Origin of the sequence: Paenibacillus hunanensis, assembly GCF_034055775.1 — a bacterium.
Taxonomy (GTDB): Bacteria; Bacillota; Bacilli; order Paenibacillales; family Paenibacillaceae; genus Saccharibacillus; species Saccharibacillus hunanensis.
On record NZ_CP139194.1, the window covers coordinates 3,735,939 to 3,750,462 of the forward strand.

Genomic DNA, 14,524 nt, shown 5'->3' on the forward strand with positions numbered 1-14,524 from the left:
TTTAAAGGAGAGATCATTATGTCCTCACCAGAAAATATTCGTCCAGCCAATAAGCCAGTTCAACTTCCTGCTCTGCAAATTCCACTTGATCATGCCCGTCAGCATCAAAAGGATACATTTGCAATCCATCGCTTTGATCTTGGTCAAGCGATCGCCGGTTATGTGTCTCGTGTTGAAGCTGGTTTGCAGCAGCAAAGTCTGCTACTCGCCGCTTATCTGGGATGGATTCATCGCATGTCCGCTGAATATGAAACTGCCGTCTTGTTTGCTTCTAATAAAGGAACCTTTCCCGTCTCTTTGTCTTTTGAAGAGTCTCCTTCCTTCGAAACGATCGTCCAGCAGGTATATGCTCAGCTAAAAGAAGGCAAGTCCGGACAACGGGTTCAAGGTGAAACCGTGTTTAGCTTCGGTCAGACGATTCCAGCACAGCCGGGACAACTGATCAACTGGACGATTGAACCACAGCCTTCTTCATTAACGATGGTGGTGGAATATAATGACTCTCTGCTAAAGCCTGCAACGATTGCTCGCTTCTCTACCTACTATATTCGCTTGCTGGAAGGATTGCTTGCTGATCCACAGCTTCCGGTAGGCGCTGTGAACATTTTGAACGCCGAGGATGAAGTGCTGTATTCTGCGCTTAACTATACAAACGCGCCTTATAACAACGAATTGACGTTTCATGGCGCATTTGAAAAAGCAGCTTTTCTGCATCCAGAGCGTCCTGCAATTAGCTTCCGTGATACAACCTGGACGTATACAGAGCTCAATGAGCAGGCCAACCAGATTGCACATCATCTGTTATCCAAAGGACTTCGTAAAGGGGAATTTGTTACGATGTTTCTCGATCGCAGTCTGTACAGTGTGGTCAGCCTACTTGGCATTATGAAGGCTGGTGGCGTGTATGTGCCAGTCGATCCTGCCCATCCTGACGACCGCAACCATTATATCGTACAGGATACACGCTCTGCCTTTGTACTTACACAGAATGAGCATTATCACAAGGTACATGAGCTGACTGCGGGGATCTCCACTCTGCGCGGTATCGTTCCGATCGAATCGGTTCATGCTGCTGGAGCGGCTACATCGAATCCAGATGTCGGTGTACTGCCAGATGAGCTGGCATATGTTATCTATACCTCCGGTTCAACAGGTAAGCCAAAGGGAACGTTGATCGCTCACCGTGGTGTAGTTAATCTCGGTCAGGTGCTGAATGAGCAATTCGAGATCGTGCCGCAGGATATTATGGCTCAATTTGCGAGCTATAGCTTTGATGGCTCAGTATGGGATACGATTGCTCCTCTGTTCCACGGTGCTCATATGTACATGCTGGATGCGGATGAACGTGTATCGATTGAAGAGTTTGCCGTAGCGATTGAGCGTACACAGACGACGATTGTTACAGCATTACCAACCGTTTTCTTCAATCAGCTGTCTGCCTACCTTTCATCAGAAGGCTATGCTCGTCTACACAGCCTGCGCCTTCTCGCTGTGGCTGGTGAAGCGCTGTACGGTGAGCGTGTACGTGCCTTCCAGCAGAAGATCGATCAGACCGTACATGTTGTAAATGCTTATGGCCCAACAGAATGCACCGTCTGCGCTACGATGCACAAAGTAAGCGATACACTGCCAGAGCATATCGTCAATGTACCGATCGGACGACCAATCAATAACTACGAAGTATGGATTATGAATGATCAGCAAATGCCTTGCCCGGTTGGTGTACCTGGTGAAATGTACATCTCTACAGTCGGTATCGCCAAAGGCTATCTGAATCAACCTGACAAAACAGCAGCAGCTTTCGTAGATCATCCTCATATTCCAGGCGAAAAGCTCTATCGCTCCGGCGATCTAGCGAAGCTGTTACCAGACGGAACAATCGAATATGTAGGACGTCGTGATTCTCAGATTAAAATTCGCGGTCATCGCATCGAAATCGGTGAAATCGAGGATAATCTGAACAAATACGACGCGATTCAGGATGCTGTTGTTGTAGCGAAAAAAGATGCTTCCAATCAAAACATGCTTGTGGCTTACTTTACAACGAGTGATGGAAGCAAGCTGTCCCCAGCGGCGATCAAGCAATTTTTAGCTGATCGTTTGCCTTCATACTTTGTACCGAAGTTTGTATGTCAGCTCGATGAGATCCCGATCTCACCTACAGGCAAAGCAGAGCGTAAAAAGCTGGTCAACTATCCGAATACCGAGCTTGCTGAGCAAGCTGTAGGCTACGTAGCACCTTCAACCGAGACAGAGCAGCGTCTTGCCGCAGCCTGGTCTGAGGTACTGAATCGTGAGCAGATCGGTATCCATGATGACTTCTTCTCGATCGGTGGCGACTCACTGCATGTTATCCATGTACTGGTACTACTCAAATCGGATTATCCAGGTCTTAAAATCGCCGACTTCTTTGAATGCAAAACGATTGCTGCACTCGCAGCCCGTGCTGAGCTTCCTGGTGGCGGTCAAGCAGATATTTTGCCATTTACACCATCCGGTGAGCTGATTGATCTGGTCGAATTCCCAGAGCGTGTAAATGTCGCTTCTCCTCAGGAAATGCTGAAGCCAACAACAGGCGTGCTGCTCACAGGTGGTACTGGCTATCTCGGCTCCTATCTATTGTATGAGCTACTCCAACGTAGCGAAGCGCATATCTATGCGCTGGTACGTAAATCAGGTAATGCCAGCAGTCTGGATCGCCTCAAGTCGACGATGGAGCTTTACTTTGGACGTAATATGCTGACCGGCTTTGACGAGCGGGTGACGGTAATCGAGGGCAATCTGGAGCAACCTGGACTGGGAATTAGTGCGGCGGATCATGAACTGCTCGTTCATCGCATGGATGCGATCATTCACAGTGCAGCCGATGTGCGTCATTTCGGTGATCCGGAGCATTTCCGTAAAACGAATATCCTGTCAACCAATGAGCTGCTGAAGCTAGCAACTGTGCGTAAAGGCATTCGCTTCCACTATGTATCGACAATGGGGATTCCAGAAGACCTGTCTCTGGAAGGCAAATGGCAGCAAGTTGTAGAAGCAGGGACTATTCCAGATTCACTACGCGCGGAAAATGTATACACCAACAGTAAGCTGGAAGGTGAGAAGCTCGTACTGCAAGCAGCAGAGCAAGGACTGGCTATTAACATTTACCGTGCAGGTAATCTGTCCAGCCATTCGATGAGCGGTAGCTTCCAGCGTAATATCGACAGTAATGCCATGTACCGGATGATCAAAGCTATGCTGTTGCTTGGTAAGGCTCCTGCTGTTGATCAATGGATGGACTTTACGCCGATCGATTATGCTGGACGTTCCATCGTGCATCTGGCATTACAGCCAGATACCGCAGGTCGTATCTTCCATATCTGCAACCCGCAGCAGTTGCTGTACAGTGATCTAATTGGATTGATTAATGACGCTGGTTACCCGGTCGAGCTGCTTCGTCAGGATGCGTATCATAACTGGCTACTCGATAGCTCGATCAACAAGCCTGCGGAGGCTATGCAGCTGGCCATGGCACAGCTGGAGGGTGACGGAGCACGTCAATCACCCTATCGTCTGGCTAACCCGCTGACAGCGGAGCGTCTTGAACAGGACGGTATCAGCTGCGCGCTACCTGATCTGACATTTATTCAAGCGATGCTGTATTATGCCGCTGGTATTGGTTATTTCCCGGAGCCTGTAGCGGAGCTCAAAGCGACTCCTGCAACATCAGACCGCTCGGCAGCTGATGAGCATGTGTCTTCTCGTTCTTTGAATGCTTGATTTTATATGTACTATTATCTGTCATTATTGTTCAAATGAATGATATGAATATACCTAAAAGGCTCCATTGGTTATAATCAAAGGAGCCTTTTAGAATACTTATATATCAAGCTATGTCATTCAAATAAACGTCATTTGCCGATTTCTAATTATGGTTTGCTTCCACCTCTATTCATTACAGCCTAGCATCAAAATCGATATCGACGTTATAATCCTTTAAGCTTCTCTATGACTCATGCTAACTAACCAGCTAATGTAAAGTCGATGGCTTATTTATCTCGAAAGCAGTTCTTATCTAAGCCTAGTACTAATAGCACTCTATTGCTTTTACACCTTTATATCTACATTTTTAAAAGTGTATTGTCTCCATTCAAGTAAAAGGAACGTAAAACCCTATACATTGATAGAAAATTTAGTTCAGATTATAAAATATTAGTTATCAAAATGAATTTGATCATCTGCATACTAGTCATTTTTTAATACGATATCTTCTATACCTCTTTTCTCACTTCTGCTTATAACTCATTAACTATATATGTACATAATAAAAGCATAGAAAATCCGTTTCTATTTTACATATTACGACAAAATATTACAAATAATATTATTTATTGCTTAATGTGTCGAAAAAAGTTATAATTTAATAGAAAATACTGATTAATAACATGATTTTTGGGTAATAAGTCTTAAATCTTTTTACCCACACTTCCAAGGAGCTATATTACTAATGAAAAGTCTTAATCTTTTTAAAACCTGGAAAAAATCGGCCGTATCTGCAACCATTCTTATTCCTATTCTATCCGCTGCATTTGTAGGATTTCATTATTCTAATCATACATCTACCGAACAACGCTATCTCGTTCAATATTCCACGATCCAGGCAAAGGAAGCTATTGCTGATGTTTCCGGAGCAGGACACACTGAATTTTTCAATCATCTGGACATGGCAGCATTAAGCTTGAATGACAAGCAAAAGGAGCAGCTTGCTCAAACCTCTGGCATCGTCAGCATTGAGCCAAGCGTTACGTATGCTTCCGCAGCACAAGCGTTCACACCTGATGTTAAAGCTATCACGGTACAGGGCAATGAACAAGCATCCTGGGGCTATGGCACCGTTGATGCTCAGCTCGCTCTACAAAAGGGCTATACAGGCAAAGGTGTGAAGGTAGCTATTCTCGATACAGGTATCTCCAATCACTCCGATCTCAAGATCGCAGGTGGCGTATCCGTCGTTGATTACACCTCCTCTTACGCGGACGATAACGGTCACGGAACATTCGTTGCCGGCATTATCGGAGCACAAAATAACGGCAAGGGTCTGATCGGTGAAGCACCGGATGCAAGCCTGTACGCTGTTAAAATTTTGGACAATCAAGGAAATGGCTCGACAGAGCAACTGGCTGAAGGTCTGAACTGGGCCATCCAGAATAAAATGGATATCGTGAATATGTCGATCGCGTTCCCGCAAGCCTCACCAGCCGTTCAACAAATGCTTCAAACGGCACATGATCAGGGCATTCTCCTCATCGCTGCTGTAGGTAACAAGGGTACAGCTGATGTACAGCAGGATACGGTAGAGTTTCCAGCTAAGGCTAACAACGTGATCGCTGTAGCCGCTATCGATGACAGTTTGTCTCGTCCAACCTTCTCGGCGACAGGCCCTGAAGTTGATGTAACAGCACCTGGCGCGCATATCGTAAGTACAGCTAGCACAGGCAAATATGAACTGCGTGACGGAACTTCGGTTGCCGCTCCATTTGTAAGTGGTATGGCGGCAGTATTAAAACAAGCTTATCCGCAATTAACTAATGACCAGCTACGCAGCCTGATCGAGCAAAACAGCGTCGATCTCGGCACACCAGGCAAGGACAATATTTATGGTAATGGCATGATTAGCTTCCAGCATGTATTTGATGGAGTTGCTGCAAAATAAGATCGTACTCCCTACGATCCTATCCCCTAATCCAGTCAACACACGCTTTACGCTAATCAAAGCTAAATAAATGACCTGCATCTCTTATTATGATGAAAATCATACAAATATAACGGAGATCATACAAAAGCCCGCTTTCCTCAACAATGATTATTGAGGGAAGCGGGCTTTTATTGTGCAGCTATATCTAATCATGACGTTAAATATCACCGACGGATACACTCTGACGGAGCCACTGCATTTCATTGTCCATGATCACATAATCCGTCCAGTTCAGCTCTTCATTGACCCAGTTACGGTAATCTCGAACTTGCCGATACAGACGCTCCAGACACATCTCTGACGGTGTCACCATCAAGGACTGCATAGAGGATAGGAGCTGTTCTGGCTTGCGCTGCGCGTGCTCCAGCATATGTACAAGCAGCTTTTGCCCGGGATATAGCATCTCGTTATGAGCGAGAATAAGGCGTCCACCGAACAATAGCAGATTCATAATCGACTGATGCAGCACATAATGCTCCTGCTGAACGAGCGCACGCTTACACTCCAGATACCATGCTTCGAATTGGGCATAGAACCGATTGATATTCGCCTGCTTGAGATGTAATGGATACTCGGTAATCTCGTTGATCAGGCTGCGTAATTCAGTTAAATCAGAGAACACGATCACTGCACCCATAAAAGCAAAGCGCGCCGGTTCACTACCTGCTCGTGCTACCTTTTCCAGATAACGTGGGGAAATGTAGCGCCCTGTAATCTGTGTGTACTCTACAGCAGGATCTGTCATTTTATAATGTAAACGTCCATCCTGTAGACGTGCTTCAAATTCCTCATCCGATACCACAATGATCACATTCAGCTCTGTACCCGCAGCCCCACTATAGCTGCCTTCCTCCCCTGCTAAAAGCAGAGCCAGAACGGAAGGATCATGCCTGAGCTGCTCGCTCAAATGGGACAGATGCTCCGAAAAGATACTCATCAAACTCCTCCTTCTATGGCGCATAGCCAGTGTCAATTAGTCAGAATCGATCCGATCCTTGATCTATATGGCGCCCTTCGTCTATATTCTGCTCCAGCTCGCAGGCACAGCACCGTATTTTATTAGTACAAACGAAGCTGTATTGTATAATTATTGCTTACCGGAGTTTATATAGATGGGCGCTTACATGTCGCGACTCGTCACACCAATTTTATTCACCCTTCTTAATTGATAATGATTATCATCTTCAATTAATAAAGTCATTGTATAGCACGTTTCACCTTTTGGCAAGAGATTGTGAGCAGATTGTGTCCCGATAGGAGCTCCAGTCCATCGTTGCGTTACTCATTTTGTAACAAAATAAACAGGCAAGCCCGACGATTGTAATGGATACAGTCATCAGACTTGCCTGTTTACTTGCTTATCATTTTCATTTGTTAATCAAGCTAAACCTCATTGGGAAATATGGCGATGTGTAGAGGCACATCTCCATATCCTCCTGTTGAGGATAAATTAAGCTTTAGGGTGAATCATTTTGGAAGGTACAACATATTCGTCGAATTGCTCCTCTGTCAGCAGACCACTTTGTAGCGCTGCTTCACGCAGAGACAAGCCTTCCTTATGTGCATGCTTGGCGATTTTCGCAGCATTTTCATAACCGATGTACGGATTCAATGCCGTAACGAGCATGAGTGAATTGTCCAGATTGAACTGGATTTTGTCCACATTCGCTTCGATGCCTACAGCACAATGATCATTAAACGAAATGATCGAATCGGTCAGCAGGCGTACGGATTGCAGGAAGTTGTAGATAATTACTGGCTTGAATACGTTCAGCTCAAAATTACCTTGACTCGCTGCAAAGCCGATTGTAGCATCATTCCCCATGACTTGAGTAACGACCATGGTCATCGCTTCGGATTGAGTGGGATTGACTTTACCTGGCATGATCGAGCTACCTGGCTCATTGGCAGGGATCGTCAGCTCTCCCAGACCGCTACGAGGGCCGCTTGCTAGCCAGCGCACATCATTAGCAATCTTCATCAGATCGGCTGCCAGCGCCTTCAGAGCGCCGTGTGCGTACACTACCTCGTCATGACTGGTCAGTGCATGGAATTTGTTTGGAGCGGAGACGAACATTTTACCCGTCATATCAGCGATCTTCTCAGCAACGAGACGACCGAAGTCTGGATGAGCATTAATGCCTGTACCTACTGCTGTACCGCCGATCGCCAGCTCCTTCATTTCGCTGGAGCTGTGCAGAATCATACGACTAGTTTTATGCAGCATCGCTTCCCAGCCGCTAATTTCCTGACCAAGTGTGAGCGGCGTTGCATCCTGTAGATGGGTACGACCGATCTTGATCAGGTTCATAAATTCCTTGGATTTGTTCATCAATGTATCCTGTAGCTTGGTGATCGCAGGCAGCAGATCATTTTCAACTGCAAGTACACCTGCTACATGGAGTGCAGTCGGGAATGTATCATTGGAGCTTTGCGACATGTTCACATCGTCGTTTGGATGCAGACGATCGCTTTTGCCTGCTTGCTCCAGCAGTTGATTACCACGATGAGCGATAACTTCATTGACGTTCATATTGGACTGTGTGCCGCTTCCTGTTTGCCATACGACAAGCGGGAAGTGCTCATTCCATTGTCCTGTCATAATCTCGTCAGCTGCTTTTACAATTGCATCTGCTTTATCCGCAGACAGCTTACCAAGCTGCTCATTCGCCAGTGCCGCTGCCTTTTTCAGCATTGCAAAAGCATAGATCACCTCAACCGGCATTTTTTCGCCACCGATTTTGAAGTTTTCTTTACTGCGCTGGGTTTGTGCTCCCCACAGCTTATCGGCAGGAACCTGAATTTCACCAATCGTATCTTTCTCTACACGGTATTCCACTGAACAAGTCCTCCTTATAGGTCGAATCGACTATTATCGTACCACGGATCAAAGCTTCGTTAAACCTTTATAATTGTAACGCTTACAAGGTATAAAAATCCACCTGTTTTCGTTAAAATAGATGGATCTTGCTTAGCGTATCGGATTCACTATGCGATTGACTATCCAGCCTATAATCACGCTGTATCGCACTCCCGATAACGCGAGCATGTTATATACGATCCTATCGCAACGCTTCACTATCCTGCATATGTAGCTTCATTTGCCCCGGAGCAGTAGCGCCTTTAACGCGGCGAATGACTTCTTTCCAATGGCTGTGCAGGCACGCACCAATCGATCGGCTCCATCCCCTGCTGCTGCAAAAAGGCATTAGCACGCGAAAATGGACGACTCCCGAAAAATCCACGATGAGCAGATAGCGGGCTTGGATGCGGAGACTGAATAATAAAATGACGACTACGGTCGATATTCGCCCCTTTGCGCTGAGCATGACTGCCCCACAAAATAAACACAGCAGGCGTTTCGCGCTGATTAACCGCCTCCACTACCCGATCAGTAAAGGCTTCCCAGCCCTTGTTCTGATGTGATGCCGCCTGTCCACGACGGACGGTAAGTACAGCATTTAGCAGCAGGACTCCTTGCTCTGCCCAGTGCACAAGCGAGCCATGCCATGGCGCTGTGCAGCCCATGTCCTCGTGTAGCTCTTGATAAATGTTTTGCAGGGAGGGCGGAATAGCTACACCCGGCTTAACCGAAAAGCTGAGCCCATGCGCTTGCCCTGGTCCATGATAAGGGTCCTGCCCCAAAATGACCACCTTCACCTCTGACAACGGTGTATAATGAAGCGCATTATAAATGTCATACATGTCTGGATAGATCGTCGTCGAGCGATACTCTTGCGCAAGGAAACGTCGTAATTCCTGATAATACGGCTTCTCTAGCTCAGGCTCAAGCACCTCTGCCCAATCATTATGAAAAATTTTGCTCATACGAAGCGCTCCCTTCTCTCCATTTCAAGAACCATACTCATTCCTCTTATTCATCCATACTATTCTCTGTTTCCATTATCAAAAAAACGAACGTCTCTGTCAAAAATAGTACATATTCGCCGTACAAGCATACCTGGTATAACACACTTAGACATATCAAACAGGCATAACAGACAGCTCCTAACTTCCGATGAAGTCTGCTGTCTGCTATGCCTGGGAATCGTTTAAAGATGACGGATAGCCTATCTATTTATTTAGCTCATTGCCTATGAAGCAGCCTGATTCGAGCTTGACGAGTAGTACACCAATCTAGCATTACAGCGGCTTCTTTACATTACAAACCGAACATTACAAGCGAGAATTCAGGAACACTTCCATGAAGTTCTTAAAGTCATGACTCACACTGTTTAGCTTATCTACCAGCTCACTGAATTCATTCACAAGTCTTGCTTGCTCTGTAGAAGAATCCGCTACAGCAGAAATTTCACGTTCCATTTGCAAAATCGATTGCTGGACGCTACCGAGCGAGCTTTCGATGTTTTGAGTTGCGTTTTTCGTATCCACGGATAGCTTGCGCACTTCAGATGCAACAACGCCAAAGCCTGCTCCTGCTTCGCCAACGCGAGCCGCTTCGATTGCAGCGTTCAGACCTAACAGATTTGTCTGCTCTGAAATTTCGCGGATAAAGCCGGTAACCTGATTAACCTCTTTGGAGTTTTCTACCGCTTTACCTGTGTTCGCTTGAATCTGGCTTGCTGTCGCCGACAATTGCTGAGACTGCGCTGCCAGCAACTGTACCATATCGCTAAGCTGTTTGCTAATACTCTCAATATCAACGGTCACATTCGCCATAAATGTATTGTGCTGTAATGTGTACGCTGAAGCAATCGCACCTACGATATTTCCGTGGCTATCTTTCAGCGGTACCGACGTTGCATCCAGTTCAAAGCCATAAGCAGACGCAGGTACGCGGTTCACCGTTATAACGCCATTTTTCAGGGCATTGTTCAGGTTTGGATCGTCCTTTGCAATCGGTGTACCCGGACGAAGACCAAGATCAAGTTCCTTGGCTGGCTTGTAATATTTGAATTCATGCAAATCGGTTACGCCCAGCATCAGGTCATCGCCAACAACATGCTCAAAATACTTCATACTTTCAATAACCATATCAACTATACTAACGTTTTCAATCGCTTTTGCATCGCTTTTACCATAACCTTGTTGGGTCATTGTTGTATCACTCCTGTTGTTCTGTCTTTCTGATCATCGTTTGTCTGTAGTCTGTACACCAAATGTTAACAGATAGATCGTGCTATCTGTCATTATGCTTAAACGTATCAAGCCAGCATACCGATGAATCAGCTATGCATGAGGAAGACGATGTACAAAGCTTGCTGGATCTTTCGCAGATAACTCTGCTCGTCTGTAGTCCATACACTTACTTAATTTATTTCGACCAAATCCAACTCATTTTTAATAGCATACAAATTTATTTTTCGTAATATGATATTTGTGAATCATCTTTCATGCAAGAAATGGATAAGTAACTAGGTGTTTGTCTTTTTCTATTATCTTTAATTATTAAAAGACTAGACACCCATTTCTATTCCTTAAAAGGATACATACAAAATCGATTGTAAAATGGTAGCGTTATCTATAAAATTTTTTAGTTTTTTTTGAAAGACTCATTTTGACATTCATAATCACGATTTTTATACCATATCTAGTTTTATCACTTTGTAAAAATCAACATATTGGTTTGGTTTTATCTTTGCTTCTTTGTAAAGCGCAGGTTAAACAAGCTTAGCCCCATTGTATGTTGTTTGGAATTGTGGTAAAAACTAAATATAGTTAATTTCACGTTTGCGGTTTGCAGCGTGAGATTTACCGGCACGCCCCTATTCTGCTCGCAGAATATCGCAGCTTGTGTCAAGCAATTTGTACGCACAAATAAACATCCAGCACGGGGTGTACATATGGCTGTTTATGGGTAATGTACACATATGCATATCCCGATTGCACTGGTGTATTGTCGCCGGCAAGTTGCCGTATGCTAGGGCAAAACCATATATATCTATTTTGAGGAGGAAGACAGCAATGAAATTTTTCTTGGACACAGGTAACCTTAACGAAATTAAACGTATCGCTCGTCTCGGTATCGTAGATGGAGTAACAACTAACCCATCTCTGATCGCCAAAGAAGGCCGCGTTTTTAAAGATGTTATTGACGAAATTTGTGAAATCATCGATGGTCCTGTAAGTGCTGAGGTTGTTAGCCTCGATGCTGAAGGCATGCTGAAAGAAGCTCACGAAATCGCAAAATGGGCTCCAAACATCGTTATCAAGCTGCCAATGACTGAAGAAGGTCTGTACGCTTGTAACCAGCTTTCCAAAGAAGGCATTAAAACAAACGTAACGCTGATCTTTACTCCAGCTCAAGGCCTGATGGCTGCTAAAGCTGGCGCTACCTTCATCAGCCCATTCGTTGGTCGTCTGGATGATATCGGTATCGACGGTATGCAACTGATTCGTGACCTGCGTCAAATCCTTGACACTTACGGTCTGGAATCCGAAATCATTGCAGCAAGTATCCGTAACCTGGAGCACGTAAGAGCAGCAGCTCTGGCTGGTGCACACATCGCGACAATCCCAGGTACACTTGTTCCTTCACTGTGGAAACACCCTCTTACAGACAGCGGTATTGAGCGCTTCCTGAAAGACTGGGAAAGTGTTCCACAAGCTAAAGATCAAGTAAAAGAAGAAGCTAACACAAAATAAGAAGCCGATGAAGCTCTCTTGATTCACTTTTAACGAGGTGGATACATTCAAGAAAGTAACATTATGCTTCACTTATGAAACCACACACCCAGCGGGAATCGTTTTGATTCCCGCTTTTTTTATTGCAAATTTTAATTGCATTAATTATAATTGCATTAACAACTAATTATCAGAATCGTCGTTATACACTATTTTTGTATTACGTAAATGAAGAAAGGAGCTTGAGGTATGACCTTGCAAGAGCTGGATTCGATCGGCTTCCTTCTTGGCAGTACGTATCGCCGAGTGAGTAATCTGTTCGCTGCCAAATTGAAGGAATATGATATTACACCGGAGCAATGGGGCGTGCTGTATTACATTTGTGCACAGGAAGGTATGAATCAGAAAGAGCTAGCTGCTCATGCATATAAGGATCAGCCTACGACTGCACGTATTCTGGACGTTCTGCATCGCAAAGGACTGATTCGTAAAGAGATTGATCCGCATGACCGCCGTGCCTTTCTCGTCTATCCAAATGAAGACGGGCGCGCACTGATGCAAAAGGTTCATGCGCTAGAGGCGCAGCATAATCAGGAAATTGCCGAGCTAATCACACCGAAGCATATGGAGCAGCTCAGTCAATTGCTGCATGAGCTACGCTCACGTTTAGAAGAAGCATAAGCTTGATGCTATGAGATCAAGCGACCGTGTATTTTATAGGAAATGGAGATTTGCAATATGGAACAAACAAAAACGGCTATCCCCTCACAGGCAGCTGACGGAGCTGTCAAAGGCCCGGTCGCTCGTCTGTGGACGAAAGAATTTCTTGTTTTAACCGCATGTAATTTGCTTGTATTTTTGAATCTGCATATGATTCTATCCTCGCTCCCGCTCTATATGAGGGAGCATTTTAATGCCGGCGACTTTTATGTCAGTCTATGTACAAGTCTGATGGCGTTATCGGCTATCGTATCACGCCTATTCTCCGCTAAAGCGCTGGAGCTAGGGAAACGTAATATCATTTTGTTTGGTGGGCTGGCGATTGCGCTGCTCGGAACGGTCGGCTATTACTTTAGTGCTTCGATCATTGCCCTGTTAGTCATGCGCGTTATTTTTGGCTTTGGCTTCGGGATGTACAGTACGACTTTCCCAACGATGGTATCGGATATTATTCCGCGTAATCGAATGGGTGAAGGTATGGGCTATTTTGGCTTATCTACAACGATCTCGATGTCGATGGGTCCGCTGATTGGGATGTGGATCGAAAAGCAGTACGGCTTCACACCGCTCGTTGTGCTGGGTTCACTGTTTATTATGATTCTGTTCCCACTCGCTTACAGCCTGATATCAGGTAAGCATCGAGCGAAAGAGAGTGACCGCTCACAGATGCAAAGTAAAAGTCTTGCATCGACACAACAGTCAGCTATACAGGCTGATTCGCAGGCATCTGCTAATCCAGCAGCTACGGCGGCAAGCCAGCACGATTCGGGTATACAAGCAGCTCAATCGACACATACTGCTTCAGAACAATCCAACATGACACCACGTAAAACATCTAGCTTCGAACGCAAGCTGTTATTACCGAGCCTACTTAATTTTCTGATGTCTGTCACGTATGGTGGATTGGTCAGCTTTATCGCTCTGTTCGGCAGTGAAGCGCATATTGCGAATCCAGGGTATTTCTTCCTGTTCAATGCGCTTGCCGTTATTCTCATTCGTCCGTTCTCTGGTAAGCTATATGATCGCTTTGGGCCAAAGGCTTTACTCGTTCCCGGCGCGATTCTGTTGATCGCGGGTCTGTTACTGCTTTCAATGGCACATTCGACACTTGGCTTGTTAGCTTCTGCACTCTGCTATGGACTTGGCTGGGGAGCGTTACAACCAACGATGCAAACGTGGATGATTCAAGTCGTGAACCCCCATCAACGCGGCATGGCAAACGGCATGTTCCTCAACTCGCTTGATCTGGGTGTCGCCCTCGGCGCAATGATTCTCGGTACGATCGCCAGCGCGACAAGCTATACATCGATGTATCGTTATTCGGTCATTTTTATCGTGCTATACATTGTGATCGGCGCAATCTATATGATACGTGCCAAAAAGACACCTGCACAGCAAAGCCCTTCTATCCATATCAAAGTGGACTAAAACTGATTCAGGCTTATTGCAATTGAGCTAATTGTTGTTTATACAAATGTTCAA

The 14,524-nt window shown here is 45.4% G+C and carries 9 protein-coding genes; 5 read left to right on the top strand and 4 right to left on the bottom strand.

Features of this window, described 5'->3' with window-relative positions; genetic code table 11:
* Positions 1–18 precede the first annotated feature (18 nt).
* Both SK066_RS15160 and SK066_RS15165 read left to right on the top strand, forming a co-directional pair.
* The gene (locus tag SK066_RS15160) at positions 19–3,762 is read left to right on the top strand and encodes a non-ribosomal peptide synthetase family protein (RefSeq protein ID WP_320542113.1); all 3,744 of its coding nucleotides are present in this window, start codon (positions 19–21) and stop codon (positions 3,760–3,762) included.
* 727 nt (positions 3,763–4,489) lie between these two features.
* Positions 4,490–5,695 carry a S8 family peptidase gene (locus SK066_RS15165; RefSeq protein ID WP_320542114.1) on the top strand — a complete coding sequence of 402 codons (1,206 nt, stop codon included), beginning with the start codon at positions 4,490–4,492 and terminating at the stop codon, positions 5,693–5,695.
* 199 nt (positions 5,696–5,894) lie between these two features.
* Here SK066_RS15165 and SK066_RS15170 read toward each other — a convergent pair whose 3' ends face one another.
* The 4 genes from SK066_RS15170 to SK066_RS15185 all read right to left on the bottom strand — a co-directional run bounded on the left by SK066_RS15170 (position 5,895) and on the right by SK066_RS15185 (position 10,795).
* Entirely contained in the window at positions 5,895–6,674 is a 780-nt protein-coding gene (locus SK066_RS15170) for a hypothetical protein (protein WP_320542115.1), read from the bottom strand.
* Between the two features lie 513 nt (positions 6,675–7,187).
* The gene (fumC, locus tag SK066_RS15175; protein WP_320542116.1) at positions 7,188–8,576 is read right to left on the bottom strand and encodes a class II fumarate hydratase; all 1,389 of its coding nucleotides are present in this window, start codon (positions 8,574–8,576) and stop codon (positions 7,188–7,190) included.
* Between the two features lie 284 nt (positions 8,577–8,860).
* On the bottom strand, positions 8,861–9,565 hold the full coding sequence (locus SK066_RS15180) for a uracil-DNA glycosylase (protein ID WP_320542117.1): 705 nt from the start codon (positions 9,563–9,565) through the stop codon (positions 8,861–8,863).
* A 348-nt stretch (positions 9,566–9,913) separates the two neighbouring features.
* Positions 9,914–10,795 (bottom strand): methyl-accepting chemotaxis protein, encoded by an 882-nt coding sequence (locus SK066_RS15185; RefSeq protein WP_188776548.1) that lies wholly within the window; start codon positions 10,793–10,795, stop codon positions 9,914–9,916.
* A gap of 867 nt (positions 10,796–11,662) precedes the next feature.
* Here SK066_RS15185 and fsa point away from each other — a divergent pair.
* From fsa to SK066_RS15200, 3 genes are all read left to right on the top strand, one after another.
* A complete protein-coding gene (gene fsa / locus SK066_RS15190; protein ID WP_320542118.1) occupies positions 11,663–12,343 on the top strand; it encodes a fructose-6-phosphate aldolase in 681 nt (226 codons plus the stop codon).
* A gap of 228 nt (positions 12,344–12,571) precedes the next feature.
* Complete coding sequence (locus SK066_RS15195; protein WP_320542119.1) at positions 12,572–13,003, top strand: MarR family winged helix-turn-helix transcriptional regulator; 432 nt, start codon at positions 12,572–12,574, stop codon at positions 13,001–13,003.
* A gap of 57 nt (positions 13,004–13,060) precedes the next feature.
* On the top strand, positions 13,061–14,470 hold the full coding sequence (locus SK066_RS15200) for an MFS transporter (protein WP_320542120.1): 1,410 nt from the start codon (positions 13,061–13,063) through the stop codon (positions 14,468–14,470).
* Positions 14,471–14,524: the final 54 nt, after the last annotated feature.